The sequence below is a fragment of the Sulfitobacter sp. EhC04 genome (assembly GCF_001650875.1).
Lineage (GTDB): Bacteria > Pseudomonadota > Alphaproteobacteria > Rhodobacterales > Rhodobacteraceae > Sulfitobacter.
On sequence record NZ_LXYI01000067.1, the window covers coordinates 65,921 to 85,386 of the forward strand.

General features: G+C 61.3%; 20 protein-coding genes. 9 read left to right on the forward strand and 11 right to left on the reverse strand.

All coding sequences use genetic code 11. From position 1 onward, the window contains the following. Positions 1 to 74: 74 nt before the first annotated feature. From A8B82_RS20905 to A8B82_RS20925, 5 genes are all read right to left on the reverse strand, one after another. Positions 75 to 452 (reverse strand): DUF2237 family protein, encoded by a 378-nt coding sequence (locus tag A8B82_RS20905; RefSeq protein ID WP_067296938.1) that lies wholly within the window; start codon positions 450 to 452, stop codon positions 75 to 77. Positions 453 to 458: 6 nt separating this feature from the next. Continuing rightward, a complete protein-coding gene (locus tag A8B82_RS20910) occupies positions 459 to 1,613 on the reverse strand; it encodes a serine hydrolase domain-containing protein (RefSeq protein ID WP_067296941.1) in 1,155 nt (384 codons plus the stop codon). A 70-nt stretch (positions 1,614 to 1,683) separates the two neighbouring features. Next, positions 1,684 to 2,721 carry a DUF2332 domain-containing protein gene (locus A8B82_RS20915; protein WP_067296943.1) on the reverse strand — a complete coding sequence of 346 codons (1,038 nt, stop codon included), beginning with the start codon at positions 2,719 to 2,721 and terminating at the stop codon, positions 1,684 to 1,686. Continuing rightward, positions 2,718 to 3,416, reverse strand: a complete 699-nt coding sequence (gene pth, locus A8B82_RS20920) for an aminoacyl-tRNA hydrolase (RefSeq protein WP_067296946.1) — start codon at positions 3,414 to 3,416, stop codon at positions 2,718 to 2,720. The genes A8B82_RS20915 and pth overlap by 4 nt, the downstream gene beginning before the upstream one ends. 145 nt (positions 3,417 to 3,561) lie before the next feature. Then, entirely contained in the window at positions 3,562 to 5,037 is a 1,476-nt protein-coding gene (locus tag A8B82_RS20925) for a calcium-binding protein (RefSeq protein ID WP_067296949.1), read from the reverse strand. A 230-nt stretch (positions 5,038 to 5,267) separates the two neighbouring features. Here A8B82_RS20925 and A8B82_RS20930 point away from each other — a divergent pair, with 230 nt between their 5' ends. Continuing rightward, positions 5,268 to 6,488 (forward strand): GNAT family N-acetyltransferase, encoded by a 1,221-nt coding sequence (locus A8B82_RS20930; RefSeq protein WP_067296951.1) that lies wholly within the window; start codon positions 5,268 to 5,270, stop codon positions 6,486 to 6,488. Between the two features lie 278 nt (positions 6,489 to 6,766). On the opposite strand, the gene A8B82_RS20935 is transcribed toward A8B82_RS20930, so the two are convergent. Further along, positions 6,767 to 7,432, reverse strand: coding sequence for a 50S ribosomal protein L25/general stress protein Ctc (locus A8B82_RS20935; protein WP_067296954.1), 666 nt, complete (start codon positions 7,430 to 7,432; stop codon positions 6,767 to 6,769). 174 nt (positions 7,433 to 7,606) lie between these two features. Here A8B82_RS20935 and A8B82_RS24710 point away from each other — a divergent pair, with 174 nt between their 5' ends. After that, positions 7,607 to 8,773, forward strand: coding sequence for an MFS transporter (locus A8B82_RS24710; protein ID WP_067297010.1), 1,167 nt, complete (start codon positions 7,607 to 7,609; stop codon positions 8,771 to 8,773). Here the strand turns inward: A8B82_RS24710 and A8B82_RS20945 are convergent. Then, positions 8,757 to 9,389 carry a hypothetical protein gene (locus A8B82_RS20945; protein WP_067296956.1) on the reverse strand — a complete coding sequence of 211 codons (633 nt, stop codon included), beginning with the start codon at positions 9,387 to 9,389 and terminating at the stop codon, positions 8,757 to 8,759. The two genes, A8B82_RS24710 and A8B82_RS20945, sit on opposite strands and share 17 nt — an antisense overlap. Positions 9,390 to 9,617: 228 nt before the next feature. Between A8B82_RS20945 and A8B82_RS20950 the strand changes: the two genes are divergently transcribed. Beyond that, the gene (locus A8B82_RS20950) at positions 9,618 to 10,454 is read left to right on the forward strand and encodes an FkbM family methyltransferase (RefSeq protein ID WP_067296959.1); all 837 of its coding nucleotides are present in this window, start codon (positions 9,618 to 9,620) and stop codon (positions 10,452 to 10,454) included. A gap of 56 nt (positions 10,455 to 10,510) precedes the next feature. Here the strand turns inward: A8B82_RS20950 and A8B82_RS20955 are convergent, their stop codons facing one another. Continuing rightward, positions 10,511 to 11,677 (reverse strand): alpha-hydroxy acid oxidase, encoded by a 1,167-nt coding sequence (locus tag A8B82_RS20955; RefSeq protein WP_067296962.1) that lies wholly within the window; start codon positions 11,675 to 11,677, stop codon positions 10,511 to 10,513. A gap of 132 nt (positions 11,678 to 11,809) precedes the next feature. On the opposite strand from A8B82_RS20955, the gene A8B82_RS20960 reads away from it, so the two are divergent. Then, the gene (locus tag A8B82_RS20960; RefSeq protein WP_201120867.1) at positions 11,810 to 12,916 is read left to right on the forward strand and encodes an Acg family FMN-binding oxidoreductase; all 1,107 of its coding nucleotides are present in this window, start codon (positions 11,810 to 11,812) and stop codon (positions 12,914 to 12,916) included. Then, complete coding sequence (locus tag A8B82_RS20965; protein ID WP_067296964.1) at positions 12,906 to 13,370, forward strand: MarR family winged helix-turn-helix transcriptional regulator; 465 nt, start codon at positions 12,906 to 12,908, stop codon at positions 13,368 to 13,370. Before A8B82_RS20960 ends, A8B82_RS20965 begins: the two co-directional genes overlap by 11 nt. A gap of 92 nt (positions 13,371 to 13,462) precedes the next feature. On the opposite strand, the gene trpA is transcribed toward A8B82_RS20965, so the two are convergent. Further along, entirely contained in the window at positions 13,463 to 14,254 is a 792-nt protein-coding gene (gene trpA / locus A8B82_RS20970) for a tryptophan synthase subunit alpha (RefSeq protein ID WP_067296966.1), read from the reverse strand. 202 nt (positions 14,255 to 14,456) lie between these two features. Between trpA and A8B82_RS20975 the strand changes: the two genes are divergently transcribed. Together A8B82_RS20975 and ychF are read left to right on the forward strand one after the other, a co-directional pair. Next, the gene (locus A8B82_RS20975) at positions 14,457 to 14,669 is read left to right on the forward strand and encodes a hypothetical protein (RefSeq protein WP_067296969.1); all 213 of its coding nucleotides are present in this window, start codon (positions 14,457 to 14,459) and stop codon (positions 14,667 to 14,669) included. A gap of 40 nt (positions 14,670 to 14,709) precedes the next feature. Continuing rightward, a complete protein-coding gene (gene ychF / locus A8B82_RS20980) occupies positions 14,710 to 15,807 on the forward strand; it encodes a redox-regulated ATPase YchF (RefSeq protein WP_067296971.1) in 1,098 nt (365 codons plus the stop codon). A 335-nt stretch (positions 15,808 to 16,142) separates the two neighbouring features. On the opposite strand, the gene A8B82_RS20985 is transcribed toward ychF, so the two are convergent. Together A8B82_RS20985 and A8B82_RS24065 are read right to left on the reverse strand one after the other, a co-directional pair. After that, a complete protein-coding gene (locus A8B82_RS20985) occupies positions 16,143 to 16,835 on the reverse strand; it encodes a site-specific integrase (protein ID WP_067296974.1) in 693 nt (230 codons plus the stop codon). Positions 16,836 to 16,868: 33 nt separating this feature from the next. Beyond that, the gene (locus A8B82_RS24065) at positions 16,869 to 17,237 is read right to left on the reverse strand and encodes a hypothetical protein (RefSeq protein ID WP_138069831.1); all 369 of its coding nucleotides are present in this window, start codon (positions 17,235 to 17,237) and stop codon (positions 16,869 to 16,871) included. A 441-nt stretch (positions 17,238 to 17,678) separates the two neighbouring features. Here A8B82_RS24065 and A8B82_RS20995 point away from each other — a divergent pair, with 441 nt between their 5' ends. Next, positions 17,679 to 18,041: a helix-turn-helix domain-containing protein gene (locus tag A8B82_RS20995; RefSeq protein WP_235604761.1), complete on the forward strand. Its 363-nt coding sequence runs from the start codon at positions 17,679 to 17,681 to the stop codon at positions 18,039 to 18,041. 758 nt (positions 18,042 to 18,799) lie between these two features. Then, entirely contained in the window at positions 18,800 to 19,444 is a 645-nt protein-coding gene (locus tag A8B82_RS21000) for a hypothetical protein (protein ID WP_138069832.1), read from the forward strand. The last annotated feature ends 22 nt before the right edge of the window (positions 19,445 to 19,466 follow it).

Below are 19,466 nucleotides of genomic sequence, written 5' to 3' on the forward strand. Positions count from 1 at the left end.
GGTATTTGGGGCATGAAGACCATCGGGTCAATTCGATGATGTCGCCGTTGCTTTCCAGGGTTGTCGCCGGTGGTCTATTCGGCCTTGGCAGCATGGGCGCGCAGCACCTCCAGCGGCACGATGTCAAGCGCGCGGCGGTGGGTTGCGGCAAGGTGGACCTGTGGTGCGCAGCCTTCATCGGCGGCCTGCATGAAGCGGCCCGCGCAGAGACACCAGGGATCGCCGGGCTTTAACCCGGCAAAGCCGAATTCGGGGCGCGGCGTGCTCAGGTCATTGCCGACGTATTTGGAGTAGGCGAGGAATTCGGCGGTCATTACGGCGCAGACGGTGTGGCTGCCCTGATCGGCGGCACAGGTGTTGCATTGGCCGTCGCGGAAAAAGCCGGTCACCGGGGCGGTGCCGCAGATCGCCAGCGGCCCGCCTGTTACGTTGATGCTGTCATCTGGTTCCATCTGGCCTCACAACTCCTCGGCAATGGCGCGGAACATGTCCACATTCTGCTGGTTCGCCCCCGGTTCGCGGAACTGGCGGTCTGCGGCGGTGGTGACGATGACGACCTGCCGCGCGGTGTCGATGTAGATATATTGCCCGTAAACGCCGCGCGCCATGTATTCGCCGGGGGCTGATCCATCCGGTATCCACCATTGATAGCCGTAGCCCGCGCCGCCCGGCGCGCTGGGCGCGGTGGAGGCCTCGACCCAGTCGGCGGGCACCACCTGTTGGCCCTGCCAATTGCCGCGCAGGGCAAACATCTGGCCAAAGCGGGCGTAGTCCCGTGTGGTGATGTTCAGCCCGCCCAGCACAAAGGCAGTGCCGACACCGTCGGTCACGTAATAGGGCGCATATTCCAGCCCCAGCGGCTGGATGATCTTTTCGCTCAGCAGATCGGCCACCGAGCGATCTGTCGCGCCGCGCACCACCATGCCGACCACATGGGTGTCGATGGAGACGTATTGCCAGGTCTCTCCGGGTGGGGCAAAAACCTCTGTCAGATCGGCGGCAAAGTCATCCATTCTGCCGCCCAGTGCCAGCACCCGGCCCATGCGGTTGATGTCTGAATTGAAATCCAGGTAATCCTCGTCAAAGGTGACGCCGCTGGCCATGTTCAACACTTGCCGCAGGCTGGCTCCGTCATAGGCCCCGCCGACCAGTTGCGGGGCGTATTTGGTCACCGGATCGTCGATCGATTCAATCGCGCCCTCCGTCAGCAGCACTCCGACCAGCGCGGAAAGATAGCTTTTTGCCACCGACCAGCTGATCCGGCGGTCTTCTGCCGTGGTGCCCTTGAAATAGCTTTCATGCACGATCTGGCCGTCCTTGAGCACCAGCAGCGAGGTCAGGCTGCGCTCTTCTACCCAGGCATCGGCACCGGCGGGCAGCGCATGGTCGGCACCATAGGGCAGCGGGCTGGTCGGGCCGTTGCCGCGCGGCACAGCGACGGTCAGGAAGGCCTGATCCATATGGCTGAAGTTGTTGACGATCTTTTCCTCGGAAAACAGGGAGTTGACGGCCATCAGCCGGGTAAGCTCCTCGCGTTTCCACAGGCCGATCGCGAGGATCACAATGCCCAGCAGCAACAGGCCGCGAAAGGTCCATTTCAGAAATTTGCGCATCGGGTGGTTCCCCTTGTTTCGGGGCATCCAATCACAGGGCCGCGTCCGGCACCAGTGTCAGGCGCGGTTTTTAGGCATGAGTCCATTTGATCCAACGGCCATGAAAATCGGCGCGTCCCAGGTCCAGCGTGATGTCACCGGGCCAAAGCCGCAGGGTCAGGGCGGCACCGATCTTGCCGCTGGTGTCGCCGTCGCTTTCCATCGACAGCCAGGCCAGCGGGCGGTTGGTTGTGGCGCTGGCACCTGCGGCCTCGATCATGGCGCGGCCCCGGTCGCGGACGGGTTTGGGGAAATACTGCCAGGCGACGGTATGCTGGATCAGGTGCAATTGCCCCTGTGGCGCGCTGGGCAGGCGTTTGGCCAACCAGTCGATGGCATCGCCCCTGACGACCGGGGTCGTCGCCACAGAGGCTGCCGCGCGCGTCAGCACCAGGCGCTCGGGCTGGTCGGGCCAAAGGTAGGCGGTAAGCCGCAAGAGATCTTCGCCGCGTCCAGGTCTCAGCGGGTTCAGATCAACGCCCGCGCGGGATGCGACACGGGGCCGGGCAGAGGGCGGCAGGGCACCAGTCCAGTCCGGCGCGAGGGTCAGCACCGGGGTCTGTGCGCCAAAGCGCGTCCCTTCGATTTCAAGCGCGAAGTGATCCCACATCAGGTTCAGACCGCCGCTTGCGCCCAGCTCGCTCAGCTGGATCGGCAGGTCAAAGTGCTGCAAGGCCACATGCGCGCCTGCGATCAGGGCGGCGGAGCGGCGCACCTCGTTGGTTTGCGGCGCGCTGTCAGTCCAGTCGAGCAGAAAGGTTTCATGGTTGGACAATGCCGCCAGCACACCATCGCGCAGTGCCGTGTCGCTGGTGGCGTTTGGCGGATAGAGCGCGGCCAGATCGGGGGCGGCGCGGTTCAGCACCAGCGCGTGAAGCCCGCCCGCGATGCGCAGGGGAAGCGAATGGCCTGCCGGACCTATGTCGCCGTCAAAGCCCGCAAACTTGCGGCCCAAAGCGCTGTCCGCAGGCCAGTTTTCCGCCAGAACGGACAGCAGTTTCCCCATGAAAGGCGAGCCCATGCGCGCGCAGGAATCGGATTGGTGCTCAAAGGCTTCTTTCAACTTCATCGAAAGCGTTCCATGAGTTTTTGCAGCGGAGATTTATCCGCTTTCTGTGGTGCCTCTGCCTCTGCCGGGCTTGGTTTGGGTGCTGGTCTGCTGCCCTGCGGCCCCTTGGTGCCGGTGCCGGACCGCGCGGGGCTGACCCGCATCGCCACCGTGTTCAGGAATTTAGCGGTGTCCCATGCGGCCAGATCCGCAGCACCATCGCTGATGCCGCGCAGGACATCGTCGAGCCAATCCTCATCCGCCTTGGGGAAATCGCGCAGGACATAGCCCGGCACAGCGTCCTTGTGGCCCGGATGGCCCACCCCCAGCCGGACGCGGTGGTACTCCGGCCCGATGTGCTGATGCAGCGACCGCAGCCCGTTGTGGCCCGCGTGACCGCCGCCGGATTTGCATTTGACCTTGCCGGGGGCGAGGTCGATTTCATCATGCAGAACAATGATATCCTGCGGTTCGATCTTGTAGAACTTCGCGGCGGCCTGCACCGATTGGCCAGAGTTGTTCATGAAGGTCTCGGGCTTGAGCAGCACCGCGCGCAGGCTGCCGAAACGGCCTTCGCTGATGGCACCCTGATGCTTGCCCTTCCAGGCGGGAAACCCGTGGTCGGCGGCGATCCGGTCCAGCGCCATGAAGCCGATGTTGTGACGGTTCCGGGCGTATTTGGCACCGGGGTTGCCGAGGCCGACGATGAGTTTCATGGGGGTCTCCTGCGTGGTTCGGGCGCAGCTTATCAAAGGCGCAGCGGAAGTGGAACGCGCAACGGAAACCGGCCCGGCAGGCGCCGGGCGGGGCGGCAGACCTGTGGGGGCAATCCCTGGCAAACGGGTGAAAACCCTGCGCCGTTCAGCTGGTGATGATGACCTGATCCGCCGTCATGCCGGTGGTTCCCTCCAGCCGGATCACGGCGATGCCGGGCACCGACCCTCCACTTTGTGGCGTAAAGGTGATCCGCACATCGGTATGGCTGCCATCGGGTGCTTCGATCAAGTCGACCGCATCCACCGCGTTCCCGGTCTGGAAGCTACCGACCTGGAGCACATCTTCCGCCGGGTCGAAATCGGTCATGCGCAGGTAGATATTATCGGCCTCTCCGCCACCGGCATTCCAGACGCGGGCGTCGATGGTATCGGCCCCAGCACCGCCGGTGATCACAGCCGCGCCGTCACTGTCGCGGAACTGGTTCCACAGGGTAAAAAGGTCGTCGCCGTCACCGCCAAAGGCCGTGCCGCCTGATTCCACCTGCAATGTGTCGTTGCCGGCATCGCCATGGCCGGTTGCGCCACTGTTCACGCCGAGAAAGTCGTCGCCCGCGCCGCCAAAGGCCTCTGACCCGGTGCCGCCGACGTAAAAACGGTCATTGCCGGCTTCGCCCCACAACAGGTTTGGTCCTTCGCCGTAGCCATTCAACTGGTCGTTGCCGTCGCCGCCGTTGGCCGTACCGCCGACAATCGTGAGAGAATCGTCACCCGCGCCGCCCTCGACCGTGGCAGAATTGGCCTGAACCACATCGTTGCCTTCCCCGCCATGAATAATGGCATCGTCGCCCCGTGCCTCTATGGTGTCATCGCCCAGCCCGCCGATCAGGGTCACATCGTTGCTGTCGGTTTCAAGAATGTCGTCACCATCCGCGCCATCGACGGTGATGCCATCGGCATCGGCAGAGAGCCAGTCGGTTTCTTCCGTGCCGGTCGTATCCGCGAACACCGGCAGTTCCGGGACCCCTTCGCGGGTGACCACGTAGTCCTGCGGCAGGAAGCTGATCAACTCGTCGCCGTCGGTATTGGCCTCAAGGTAGTATCCGGCAACAGGTGCGTTGGCCGTGATCTCGCCAATGCGGTCGGAGGGGTCTTCGCTGACATGAGGAACCCCGAGCAGGTCGACCACACCCAGCAGTTCGAGGCCGTTTGCCTCTTCGAACTCTGCCAGTTCGTAGGTTGTCGGCGGTCCGTCGTAACTGTCCCCACCGGGAACGTCGAATTGGGTTTCCCAGCTTGCCGATGACCAGTCTACCCCCTCGGGGACAAGGTAGAACCGCGCCTCGTCGACCTGCAGAAAATCGTCGGGGTTCGCGGTATCTTCGGTGTCGGTGTAGTAGATCACGGCCAGTGACCCGGTTTCATCCTCGCCCAGTTCGATCTGCACGCCTGCCTCCGACGGGTTGAAGGTCGCGCCGGTATCGGGTGGCAGTTCCGGCTCTTCGGGATCGACGGGCGTATCCGGTTCTTCGGGGGTGTCGATGGCGGTATCATCGTCACCCGAATTCAGGGTGGCGGACAAAAGCAATCCAGACAGCAGGGCCAGCAACGCAATTGAACCCATGGTGTTCTCCCCATCGAACTTTTCGAATCATCAAGGATAATAATAACATAGACTGTTCCGGAATGGACAGTTTCCCACCCGCGCCTGCCTGCACCGTGTGCCGTATGTCGGTCGCCCGGCCAAGATTTTTCTTATTCTGTGCCCATTTCCGCCCGATTTGGCCGACATGATGCGCCTGCGCGAAAGGGTCCGGTGAGCGGGGTCGCGAAAGCAACAGGGCAGTTGATCTGATGAAGCATGATATCGTCACGGCAGGCACGGCGCAGGGCGCGGACCTGCGGGTCGAGGTTGTTGATACCCACGCGGGGTTCGCCGCGTTGAAAGAGACCTGGCAGGCGTTGGAGCAGTGCGATCCGCAAGGCACGGTGTTCCTGACCTGGGACTGGCTGCGCGAAGCCTTTGCCGACCAGCTGTACCGCTGGAGCGTTCTGGTGGTCCGTGACGACAGCGGCGCGGTGGTCTGTCTTGTGCCGCTCAAGTACCGGGTACATTGGAGCGGCAGCAGGCGGGAGTTCCAGACCCAGTTGCAGGCGGGGGGCCGTCTGTTGTGGAGCGAATACACCGGATTTCTCTGCGCGCCTGACCGCGAACGCGCGGGGCTGGAGGCCGCGGCACATCATCTGGCTGCGATGCCCTGGATCACGCTGTCGATGCGCTATGTCGCCCAGCAGGAGCGCTGCCGCATCTTTACCGATGCGCTGGAAAAGGCGGGGATCGAGGTGCGCTATTTGCCCTACATGATCAACCGGGGCGAGACGGACAATCTGAAATGCCCGCAAGTGACGCTGCCGGATGACTTTGACAGCTATCTTGGCACCCAGGTCAGCCGCAACAAGCGCCAGCAATACAACCGTTTCCGGCGCAAGCATCTGGACACGGAGACATACCGGATCACCCATGCCACGGCCGAGACGCTGGAGGCGGATCTGGATACGCTGATGGGCTTTTGGGCCGATACATGGGGCGAGAAGAAGGGCCGCCAGACCGCCGGGATCGTGGCGCAATACCGCAGGATGCTGACCGCCGCCGCGCGCACCGGCAATCTGTTCCTGCCGGTGCTGTGGCAGGGTGACAGGCCGCTGGGCGCGCTGGGCCATGTGGTGGACCCGCGCCGGGGCATGGTGCATTTCATCCTTGTGGGCCGGGACCAGTCGGCAGAGGAGCCCTTTGTCGGGGCGGCGCTGCATTACCATTCCATCGCCTGGGCGATTGAACAGGGGTTTGGGTGCTACGATTTCAGCCATGGCAACGAGGCCTACAAATACAGCTATGGGGCGCAGGACATCGACGTGTTGTTCTTTGAGGCGCGCCGCCGTGATCCGGGCGAAGGCAATGTGTTCGATTCACTTTGCCTGGGTGCTGCATTGACGCGGTTGCAGGGGTTCATCGAAGAGGGACGGACAGACCGCGCCGCCCGCGCCTGCGCCCAGTTGGCCAGGATCATGTCCTGACAGTGGCAGGCCGGAATGTCGACAGCCTTAACCATCAGTTTTGATCGTTCCCTGCCGCGCTGCCTGTGGTTGGAAGCCAGGGCATTCATTCATCCGCCCAGCGCTCTATGTGCACGAAGCAGGATACCCCTCCGTCCCGTTTTGCGGTGACTTTGCATAAACGCCCCCGCCCGGCCTGCGCCTCAGGTTTGAACCGCCTTGGGGACTTTTCGCATCCCATCAAACGCAAACGGGGCCGCCCATGGGCGACCCCGTTGTCCGTTCCGGTGCGGAATGGATCAATCTTCGCTGGCTTCGGCGTCGCCCATTTCGGATGTCGGCACTTCGTCTGCGGCCACATCCTCGTCTTCGTCCTCGTCATCCTGCGATGCAAGACCGGAAGGCGCAGAGACCTGAGCGATCACGAAGTCGCGGTCGATCACGGGCTTGGCACCTGCAGGCAGCTTGACGTTCGCGATTGTCGCGCTGTCGCCGATTTCCAGTTCCGACACATCCACGGTGATGCTTTCGGGGATATCGGCGGCTGTCACGACCAGTTCCACCTCGGGGCGGACCAATGTCAGAACGCCGCCCTTCTTGAGACCGGGAGACAGTTCTTCGCCCTCAACCTCGACGTTGATGTAGAGGTTGATCTTGGTGGTGCGCTTGAGACGCATGAAGTCGACGTGCGTCGGCAGGTCCTTGACCACATGGCGCTGTACGTCGCGGCAGATGACGCGCACGTCGTCGTGGCCTTCGACCTTCATGTTGAACAGGGTCGCCTTGAAGCGGCCCTTGCGCAGCATGGTCAGCAGTTTGTTGAACGGGATGTTGATCGGCAGCGGGTCTGCGTCGCCACCAAAAACAATCCCCGGTACCATGCCGTCACGGCGTGCCTGACGAGCGGCGCCCTTGCCTGTCCCCGTCCGTACCTGGGCTTCAAGATCTGGAATCTCTCCGGCCATTTTAATCTCCAATATGTTACGGGACGCCTCCAAGGCTGTCGTCCCTGCGGAACGGGGCCCGAAAAAGGGGACACCCGCATGAAGCCGCGCGTATAGACGCGAAAAGCGGTCATGAAAAGGGCAAATGCGCATCCGGGGCCTTGGCACGGCTGCGGGCGCATGGCAGGGGCGGGCATGGGTTTGAAACACGATCTTTATCTGTCGCGCAGGCCGCTGGCCGGGTTTGTCGCCATCGGTGTGGCATGGTCCACCTATTTTGCCCAGATGCCGGTGATCAAGGCGCATGTCGGGGCCAGTGACGGCGCATATGGTGGGGCGATCCTGCTGGCCTCGCTGGGGGCGATTGCGGCGATGTGGCTGGCACCGCTTTTCCAGCGGCTGTTCGGCCCGATTGCGGTGTCGCTGGGCATCGGGATCGTGGCGCTGGGCATGCTGATCTCCGGCACCGCCGGGACGCTGGCGCTGCTGGTGATCGGCATGGGACTGGCGGCGATCGGGTCCGGCGTGGTTGACGTGCTGGTCAACGCCCGCGTGTCCGAGGTCGAGGCGCGGCACGGGCGCAGCCTGATGAACCTGAACCATGCGCTCTACAGTTTTGCCTATGCGGGGGCGGCGTTGCTGACCGGCGCATTGCGCGAGGCCGAAGCGGGCACTCTGACGGTCTTTCTGATGCTGGGAGGCGCGCTTGCTTTGCTGGCAATGGCGGCGCGGGACCGGGTGGCGGAGCTGGACAAGCCTGCGATGCCGGAGGTGCCGGGGCAGATGCCCCATGCGGTTGTCCTGCTGGTCGGGCTGGTGGTGCTGACCGCCTTTCTGGCCGAGGCGGCGTCGGAAGGGTGGTCCGCCCTGCATCTGGAACGCACGTTGGGCGGCACGGCGGGGGAGGGCGCTTTGGGGCCTGCGTTGCTGGGGCTGACGATGGGGATCGGGCGGCTTTTTGGCCACGGGTTGTCGCGGCTGATCAGGGACACGCAGCTGATGTTGCTGGCCACGTTGTTTTCCGCCGCCGGGATCGCCTTGGCAGGGCTGGCCCCCAGCGTGCCGCTGGCGTTGCTGGGCTTTGCCATCGGCGGCTTGGGCATTTCCGTGGTGGTCCCTTTGGCAATGGGCCTGCTGGGCCGAATGGTGCCGCCGGATGTACGGCTTGCCGCGATCAGCCGCGCGTCAGTGCTGGGTTATGGGGCGTTCTTCTTTGGTCCGCCGCTGATGGGGCTGGTGGCCGAAGGGTTCGGTCTGCGCGCGGCCTTTGTGGTGGTGGCGGCGATACTGTGCCTGACGGCCCTGGCCGTGATGCCCGCGCTGGCGCGGCGCAGCGCCGCTGGTCCTAACCCTGCGGCGTGACCAGATGGCCGCCCGCGGCGGTCACCCGATCATATAGCGCAAATTCCGGTGCTCGCGCGGCGCGCAGCAAGGCCAGTGTTTCCGCGCTCAGCCCGGTGTCCGCGCCGGGGGACACGTTCTTGGGCTTCAGCGTCACCTCGGTTTTCAGCCTGTCGGTCATGAACTGCCGGAAACCGGACTGGTTTTCATAGGCAAAGACATGTTCCGCCATGACAGTTTCCTTGCCGCCTTCCTTGCCGTCGGTCAGGAAATTGAACTGGCTGCCGATCTGGGCGCGTGGCGGGGGGGCGTCGCTGATCACCTCGCGCACATAGGTGTCAAAGCTGATGCCCCGCGTGCTGAGATCGGTGCCCGTCAGCCGGTCGGATCCGCGATAGCGGAACCAGCTTGCGATCTGATCGGTGGGGTCGCGCATGATGGCCACGGCGTCGGGGCGCACGCCAAAGGTGTCTTCCAGAAACGGCGCGATCTTGCGTGAAAAGCGCAGGGCGGTGACATGTTTGCGGTTCTTGCTGAAGATGATCTCGGCGCGGGGGCGCAAGGCCATTTCCACCGCGGTGGTCCCGGTCTTGGGCGTGGCCAGAAAGGCAAGGCGGTGGCGCAGGAAGATCAGCATGGAGCAGATTTAGCATCGCTGCATCCCGTTGCAAGGCTGATAAATGCGCGTGAGGATGAACCGGTCCGATGAAAATACGGGCCGTAAAATCTCTTCCGCAGGGGAGAGGAACAAGTTTCGTTCGATGCCTTTTCGTTCTCGGGATAATGGCCTAAAAGATATTATATGAAATCGTTTAGGACATCTGTCTGCGCAATTTCGATTATTTCAGAATGAAGGGAATTTAGAATGGGGCAGGATATTCGGTACGGGCCCAAATATCGCAGGCTGTTTGCGGAGACTCTGCCGCGGTTTCAGTTGCTTGAAATCGAGCCTATCTTCAAGGAGATCGGATACTCTCCCGACACGCCTCTTCGTGTTTTCGACGTCGGCGCGAATACCGGGACATGGAGCCTGGCACTGTTGCAGCATTCGGCACCTTGGATCGGAACGATTCACATGTTCGAACCGATGCCCGGCAACCGAAATAAGATCAAGGAACTGATGCAGGACGGTCTTTTCGGAGATCACAAGGATCAGGTCACGATCAATGGTTTTGCGCTTTCCGACAAGGCCGGGAAAGTTGAAATCAATTTCGAGAATGACGTCACGGGGTTTGCCTCTATCGACAGCAAGCTGGTGCATCTTCCGATGCGCAACCAGGCGCTTGACCGGACACTCACTGTCGAAACCCAGCGGCTGGATGATTATTGCGAAGCCAATGGCATCGAAGAGATCGACATCCTGAAAATTGACGTCGAAGGGCATGAACTCGCTGTTCTGAAAGGGGCGGAACGCATGTTCGCCGAAGGGCGCATTCGCGTGGTGGCCTATGAAATCGGGCCGCACCAAATGTCGCGCCGGGATTTCTACAAGGACTTTTTCGAATTCTTCGAAGGCCATGGCTATGCCAATTATCGATATCGCGAGGCCGGGTGGAAACCCGCGCTGATACCGGCCTATATGTCCTCGCTTGAGAAATTCGACCAGGTTTGCATGCGCATGGCAATTGCGCCTGAGGACCGCCGTATTTCGGTGAAGGATGGGCTGACGTCATTTGTGCGCAAGGCAACAAAACGCACATAACCGGCCTGACGTCGGAAGTATCGGGGGCAGGAACCACTCAGCAGGGAGACCTGCCCTCAATCTTGCCAGTGGCCGCCGAAATCCTGGGGGATCAGCAGATTGTGGCGGCCGAGGTTGGTCACCTGCGTTTCGCCGCAGAGCGCCATGGTGGTGTCCAGCTCGCGGTGAATGACCTCCAGCGCTTTTGTGACGCCTTGCTGTCCCATCGCGCCCAGCCCGTAGATGAAGGCCCGCCCGATGAAAGTGCCCTTTGCCCCCAGCGCCAGCGCCTTGAGCACGTCCTGACCGGAGCGGATGCCAGAATCGAGATGCACCTCCACCTGGTCGCCTACCGCGTCCAGGATCGCAGGCAGCATGGCGATGGAACTGAGCGCCCCGTCAAGCTGGCGTCCGCCGTGGTTGGAGACCACGATGGCATCGGCCCCGACCTTGAGCGCCATCTTCGCATCTTCGGCGTCCAGAATGCCCTTGAGGATCACCTTGCCGCCCCATTGTTCCTTGAGCCGCGCGATCTTGTTCCAGTCCAGCGTCTGGTCGAATTGTTCGGCTGTCCAGGCCCCGAGGCTGGAGGCATCAGAGATGCCATCGACATGGCCTACGATATTGCCGAACTCGCGCCGTTTGGCGCGCAGCATTTCGATGCCCCAGGCCCATTTGGTGGCCAGGTTGGCAATAGTCTTTGGTGTCAGTTTTGGCGGGGCGGACAGGCCGTTCTTGAGGTCCTTGTGGCGCTGGCCGAGAATTTGCAGGTCAAGCGTGATCACCAGTGCGGAGCATTTCGCATCTTTCGCCCGCTGGATCAGGCGGCTGACGTAATCCGCGTCCCGCATGGTATAAAGCTGGAACCAGAACGGCGCGCCGGTCGCCTCGGCCACGTCCTCGATTGAGTTGATCGACATGGTGGACAGGGTGAAAGGCACACCGAAATCACGGGCCGCGCGGGCGGCTTTGATTTCGCCATCCGCGTGCTGCATGCCGGTCAGCCCGACCGGGGCGAGGGCCACGGGCATCGCCACGTCCTGTCCGATCATCTGGCTGGCGGTGCTGCGACCGGACATGTCCACCGCGACGCGCTGGCGCAGGCGCAGCTTGTCAAAGTCAGAGGTGTTCTCGCGGAAGGTCTGCTCGGTCCAGCTGCCTGATTCGCAGTAATCGTAGAACATGCGCGGCACGCGGCGTTCGTAGATGCGCTTGAGATCCTCAATGTTCGTGATGACAGGCATGGGCTGGCTCCGATATTGGTCTGCTTTCCTTACCAATTCGGTAATTTGAGATCAATCGAAAGGTTTTGGTTGATTGGTGCGATATTGAACTATATTCATTTAGTGCAATATCGCACTATATGGAGAAATCACATGACATTGTCGCGCCGCAAGGCCATTGCCCTGATCGGAGGGGGCAGCGTTCTGGCCGCTACTGTTGCCACTGCCGGCTTCCTCACCACCCGCACGCCCGGTGATGCCCGCAGGCCCTGGGCGCTGGCGGGCAGCTATAACGATCCGCGCCTGAATGCCCTGAGCTTTGCGCTTCTGGCGCCCAATCCGCATAACCTGCAACCCTGGATGGTGGGGCTGGAGGGGGCGGATGCGCTGACGCTATATCGGGACGCGGGCAGGCGGTTGCCGGAAACCGATCCCTTTGATCGCCAGATCACCATCGGGCTGGGCTGTTTCCTGGAGCAGATGGTGCAGGCCGCTGGGGCGGCGGGATTGGCGGTGGACCTGACCCTGTTCCCCGAGGGCGAGGAAGGCCCTGTCGCCCATGCGGTGTTCCGCGAGGGTGGCAGTGCCGACCCGTTGGCGGCACATATTCTGGACCGGCGGTCCTGCAAGGAACCCTTCGAGGACCGTGCCGTGCCGGGGATGCTGGCCAGCCAGCTTGAACTGCTGGCAGACATCTACACAGACGCGCCCACGGTCGCGGCGCTGAAGGACCTGACCTGGGCCGCCTGGGAGGTGGAGGCGCTGACGCCGCGCACCATGCAGGAAAGCGTCGATCTGATGCGGTTCGGCAAGGCGGAGATCAACGCCAATCCCGATGGCATCAGCCTGGGCGGTCCCTTTCTGGAAAGCCTGATGGTGGTGGGTCTGCTCAGCCGGGAAGCACAGGCGGACCCCGCAAGCACGGGGTTCAGGCAAGGGGTGGAGATGTACCGCAAGATGCTGTCGGCGACGCCTGCCTATGCCGCGCTGACCAGCGCGACCAATACCCGCGACGACCAGATCGCGGCGGGGCGGCGCTGGCTGCGGCTGAACCTGGCGGCGACAGGCATGGGGCTGTCTTTGCATCCCGTCAGCCAGTCGTTGCAGGAATATCCCGAGATGGCACCGCTGTACGCGCAGGCGCATGCCCTGCTGGCCCGTCCGGGGCACACGGTTCAAATGCTGGGGCGGCTGGGCTATGGTCCTGCCATCCCGCGCAGCCCGCGCTGGCCACTGGAGGCGAAACTGATTGACGCATGAGGCCGACCCCACGCTGCTGTTCGAGGTTTTCAAGGAGATCGGGATCATCGAACAGCTGGCCCGCGCACAGCTGGAGGCGCAACTGCCCGAGGGGCTGATCGGGCCGCATTTCGCAGTACTTAACCATCTGGTGAACCGGGGCGATGGCGCGGTGCCCATAGACATGGCGCGCGCCTTTCAGGTGCCCAAGACCTCCATGACCCATACGCTCAAGGGATTGGCGGCGCAGGGGCTGGTGGAATTGCGCGCCAACCCCGATGACGGGCGGTCCAAGACCGTCTGGCTGATGCCAGCGGGCCGGGCCCTGCGCACAGAGACCATCGAAAGGCTTGCACCGGCGTTTCAGGGGTTGGCAGGGCAGATGGACCTGACGGCGCTGGTGGAGTTGTTGCCGGTGCTGGTGCACCTGCGCGAGATCATGGATGCCGCGCGGGATGGACGGCAGGACGGGTGATTTACCGGCATATGCCGCGCCCGAAGCCTCTGTCGCGCAGGGATATTTACCTGCCAAAAAGAAAGGGGCGGGATGCCCGCCGTATCGGACGATCAGGCGCTATGGGCGCCGTCGGACAGGGTTTTCACAAAGGCCAGTACATCCGCCGTGCTGTCGCCCCGCGCAATGCGTGCCACAATGGCGGAGCCGACCACGACACCGTCCGCGACCCCGGCGATGGCGCGGGATTTTTCCGGCGTGTTGACGCCAAAGCCCACAATCACCGGCAGGCCGCTGGCCTTTTGGATGCGGGTGACTTCGGGACCGACATCGGTGGCTTCCGCCTCTGCCGAGCCGGTGATGCCGGTGATCGAGACGTAATAGACAAAGCCAGAGGTGTTCTGGGCAACGCGGGGCAGACGCTTGTCATCTGTTGTCGGGGTGGCCAGACGGATGAAGTTCAGATCGGCCGCCTGAGCAGGCAGACAGAGTTCGTCGTCCTCCTCGGGGGGGAGGTCGACGATGATCAGCCCGTCGATGCCTGCCGTCTTGGCCGCCTCCAGGAAGGTGCTTACCCCCATGGAATAGATCGGGTTGTAATAGCCCATCAGCACGATGGGCGTGGTGTCATCATCCTCGCGGAAGGCCGTCGCCATCTGGAGCGTTCGGCGCAGGGTCATCCCGCCATCCAGCGCGCGCTGACCGGCAAGCTGGATCGTCGGGCCGTCGGCCATCGGGTCGGTGAAGGGCAGGCCCAGTTCGATTACATCCACCCCTGCGGCGGGCAACCCGCGCATCACCTCAAGCGATGTATCGTAATCCGGATCGCCCGCCATGATGTAGGAGACGAAAGCCTTGCGGCCTTGAGATTTGAGCGCGGCGAATTTGGCGTCGATGCGGGTCATGGGCGGGCCTTTCGGAATGCTGGTACCGCTGCATGCCCAAACTCGCGGCAAAACGCAATCGGCACCTTGGCTGACAGCGGGGATTTCGTCGGCAGGGCAGGGGTTCTGTTCACCCACAGGTCCAAGATCTGGCCAGGTATCACACCGGTCCCTTGGGGGTGGCACCTCTTCCTCTGCCGGGGAACGCGCCTATATACCGGACATGAATTACCTGCTTGCCATACTGCTGCCGCCGCTTTCGATCTTTCTGACGGGGCACCCGTCCCTGGGGATTGTGATCTTTCTCATCTGGATTCCGGCGCTGTTGTTCAGCGGCGAGCTGACCCATCCGATGTTCATCCTGCTGGCATGGTTCCTGATCTTCTCCTCGCGCGAGCGTGCGGCCCGTGCGGAGGACTTGCGCGCGCGCCGTTGACCCCCTAGGAGGGCTCAAACGCAGGAGCAAGGGGCCGGACATGGGTTTCAAAATGGGTATCGTGGGTCTGCCGAACGTGGGCAAATCGACACTGTTTAACGCGCTGACCCGCACGGCGGCGGCGCAGGCGGCGAACTTTCCCTTCTGCACGATCGAGCCCAACGTGGGCGAGGTTGCCGTGCCGGACGCGCGGCTGGACCAGTTGGCGGCGATTGCCAGTTCCAAATCCATCATTCCCACCCGCATGACATTTGTCGATATTGCCGGGCTGGTCAAAGGCGCTTCCAAGGGCGAAGGGCTCGGCAATCAGTTCCTCGCCAATATTCGCGAGACCGATGCCATCGCCCATGTGTTGCGCTGTTTCGAAGACGGCGACGTGACCCACGTCGAAGGCCGCGTGGACCCGGTGGCAGATGCGGAGACCATTGATACCGAACTGATGCTGGCCGACATCGAGAGCATCGAGAAGCGATTGCAGAATATCGTGCGCAAGGTGCGCGGCGGCGACAAGGAGGCGGTGCAGCAGGAACGCCTGATGCGCGCGGCGCTGGAGGTACTGGAAGCGGGCAAGCCCGCCCGCGTGGTCGAGGTCGACGAGGACGACCGCAAGGCCTGGCGCATGCTGCAACTGCTGACCACCAAGCCGGTGCTCTATGTCTGCAACGTGGGCGAAGCGGAGGCTGCCGAGGGCAACGAATTTTCCGCGAAAGTGGCCGAGATGGCCGCGGCACAGGGCAATGCCCATGTGATCATCTCTGCCCAGATCGAGGAAGAGATCAGCCAGCTTGACCGTGAAGAAGCCGAGATGTTCCTTGAGGAAATGGGGCTGGCCGAGGCGGGTCTCGACCGGTTGATCCGGGCCGGCTATGAGTTGCTGCACCTTGAGACGTATTTTACCGTCGGACCCAAGGAGGCCCGCGCCTGGACCATCAAATCCGGCACTTCCGCCCCCAAGGCGGCGGGCGTGATCCACGGCGATTTCGAAAAAGGGTTCATCCGCGCGGAGACCATCGCCTTTGACGATTTCGTGTCACTGGGCGGCGAGGGCCCTGCCAAGGAAGCGGGCAAGATGCGCGCCGAAGGCAAGGGATACGTGGTCAAGGACGGGGACGTGCTGCACTTTCTGTTCAATACCTGAGGTGTTTGCGGCCGCATCGGGGCCGGAAGCGGGTTGCACCGCGCTGGCGTCGTGATGCCCGATCAGGTCAGCGCCACGTTTTAGGACGCAGCGCCGAAGGTGTCCGGCCACAGCGGATATGACCGTCGCCAGATGCTTTTCCCACCACCATCAGGATTTCGCGGCAGTGGCAATTTCGCCTTGCCCGCTCCAGACCCCACCGCTAAACGGGTCAGCGGAGACGTGGCCGAGTGGTCGAAGGCGCTCCCCTGCTAAGGAAGCGCACTTTCCGAGTAAGCCGCTGAAATTCAGCGGCTTTTTGGTTTCCCGAATGTCGGATTCCCAAATCTTGCCCATCATGCTGCGAAGTCCCAGCCATGGGCGCGCAGCCGGTCGGCGAAGTCGCGCGGGACCTGCTCGCGGTAGTCCCGTGCCATGTCCGCATTGGCCCAACCGCCGCGATCCAGCAGCAGGTCCTGATCCCCGATTTGCGCGCTGAAAAAACTCGCCCAGCTGTGTCTCAGGCTATAGAAAACGAGCTTCTCGTATCCGTCATCCTCTTTGTCATCTTCTTTGTTGCGGTTGAGTCCGGCGGCCACGCAGAGCTTGTTAAACTGACGAATTACGGTGCTGCCTCTCATTCCATCTGGAACCACCTGCTTGCCGTTCGTCGTGAGGAACACGCGACCCTCTTTCGGCAACTCGCCGATCAGGCCCCATGCGCGCGCGGGGAGATGGACCATGCGTCTGCGGTAGGGCGTCTTCCCGGCTCCGGTCTCCTTCCCGCGAATCCAGACCTCGCCCGTCGCCCGATTGACGTCCTCCGCGCGCACGCAGAACATCTCGCCGGGCGTCGCCCCGCTGCCAAGCAGGAAAGCGATCATCTTCAGCAGCCGCAGATGAGGATCACGGATGGTTTCCGGCGGACGCATTGCCACGGCGATCAGCCGCTCGGCCTCCTCCGGCGTCAGGATGCGCGTTCTCCCAGTCTCGTCCCGGCTCGCCGGACGTAGGCCGAACGCGTGATTCAGCACCGCCTTCAGAGGCATAGTAACGTGCCGACGCGCGGTTTCGCTGGACGTTCACTCAGGCTTGGTGAGATCCACCTTGCACCGTGTGATCATGAAGGCATCGATCTCGTCGATCCGAGTGACGGGGCCAAAATAGTCCTTGAGCCGCTCGACATGTTTGCGGTTTCTGTCGACGTCCGCGAGATAGAGCTCCGCCGCCTCCTCAAATGTGGGAAACGTCGAGAGTGACCGTTCCCATGCTGCGTCGTGAACACCTTCCGCCACCGTCATCGCTTTTTCAATCGATTGCGGACAGCGGACGCCCGTCGAACGCCGGAACCTTTCCCCTTCGACGTAGAAGTCGTAGCACCAAGCGCCGTTTTTCCAGACCGGATACCAGCATGGGATGTCATCGTTTTTTGGGTTTTCTGGTGGTCGCATTTAATAATCTCCCTCAAAGCAAGGATATGTTTGTCGTAGAAGACAGGCCGCACGCCGCGCCACTCGCAGACTTCGATCCGGTTCTCATATCTCTTCCTGATCATGTCGAAGTATCGGATCGACACGCACAATGCGCGCGCTGCGCCCTCCCGGTTAAGGGGCGGTCGCAGGGAGCTTTCTTCGGGACAAGGTGCGGACATTGCCGTCTCCTCGCTATCGGTTTCTGGAGGGTTCAAACCTGACCGGACGTCGATAATTTGCGCCGTCACGAGGAGACAGGTTTCGGCTTCGCTGACGCCCTTGCTTGTTCGCGAGCGTTAGTTGGTAGCCCTCAAGCGGTGTTGCATATTTCATCACTTGGTGCTCTTATAGTTCATCAGATTCGTTGGAAATGTCAAGGTGTCGACGCACCGGCATCCTGACCACCTATAGGACACCAGATTGCCCAAGCGTGAAATACAGATGGACACAGGCTCGATCGGGCTGCTCAAGGCAGCGCGCGCATCTCTTCATTGGTCGCAACAGGATTTTGCCGAGAAATCCGGCGTGTCGCTGAGCACCATCAAGAAGATGGAGCGCCGCGCTTTTCTCAAGAAGGAGACCGGATACCAATCTCAAGAGGGAACGTTTTACACGACTCGGGACGTTGTCGACGCGCTATTGGTGGCCTTGAAAAAAGACGGAGTAACGATCGTTGGAAAGGGTGCGACGGCGCACGTAGTGGTGGATCAATGCGGCGGGACCGGGGATTTTCTACAGGCCGCGAGGCGCTTCATCGAGGATAGTGAGAACCCGGAAAAATGACTCAGCGGAACGAGACTATGGTAATTGGAATCATTCTCTACGAAGAGCGAATTCGAGAAATAAAAAAAACTCCTGGCAACATACCTTGGGAACGTCCAACCAGGTATGCGACTGGAAATCTTTGCAAGGTTCGTGGGATTTCGAACATATGCGTCTTTGCTTGCAGCCTTGAAAGTTAGCCCAGTCAATATCTCGAAGGTTGATACTTTGACCACTTTAGATTTTTGTGCGTCAAAGAACATTTCTTCCAGCGAAGAGGACTTTCAATTAGCTTTGTATCGTCTGATCGACCGCTTGGATGAAGGTGCTGACCACATCTCGGAGGATAGTTGACGTCCACATTTATTCTCATGGTTGTGATGGTTAATTGTTCGCCTTCGCGGAATGGCGAGAGCGTTCTCAGTTCATATGAAAGATGTTCAGGACCCTGACGGCCCTGGGCGTGCGCTTGAAAATAACTTTTTCTGGCGACGAATTGGCGATTGGACCTACCCTGCCAGGGCGTAGAGCATGCCCATCTTTCTGACCTGCGTCTCATTCCAAGTATGCCATTCTATTGACAATATTTATCGGCAAGGACAACCATAAGTTAGCCTTTCGGAGCATTGGGCGTTCAAGGGCCTTCCAGACCACACGACGAACGGCTCCCGCAGGTATGCTCTCGAGGACGGGACATGGATCAAATAGAAGGGGTGCATTAATTGATGCAGGCGACTTTGAATTGTTCTTCGCGGGACGCTCAGAATAAACTTAGATCCTTGGATTACATGGTAATGCGGTCCCAGCTTCGAGCCGACGCCTCACCATTCCTCGGACTTGCACTTGTTGCCGAGAAATTGCCGGAGGCCAAGGATGCGCTTCATGCGTTGTCGGACTGGCGGCTCAATGTCTTGATGCAGAAATTTGGATATGCGGTCAGTTGGGCAATTTGCGCAACACTGTCCGAACACTATGGCGAAGATGGCAATGCCAAGGTTTGGCCTTTGGTTGAGAATATCTTGGGGAGGACACTGAAACTACCGGACGAGCGCAAACTAATTAGTGGAGCTTTTCGGCGGTCGTGCCAAAAACTCGGTCTCGCATCCGATGGATTTGACCGTTCTGTTCAGGCTTTCCAGGTTCACGCAGGCGTATCACGCTCCCAGTTACACCATCTGGCGAGAGTTTTCATTGCTCAGGAACGCTCGATCGGATTGCCCGAGCAAGATGACATCGTCATGCTGAATCGCTGGGAGGATGATGCCCTTCACTTCCTGGATGCAGGTGTGCACGTTCTGCAACGCCCCATCTTAATGGATCACTCAGCCTGGATGGCGTCGGCCTATGTTGATTGGCGTCGGGATCGCAATGCGCTGCTGGAGACATCAAGCTATCTGAAACACTTTGGACGTGTCGCGGTTTGATGCCGCTCCTTTGATAGCATTT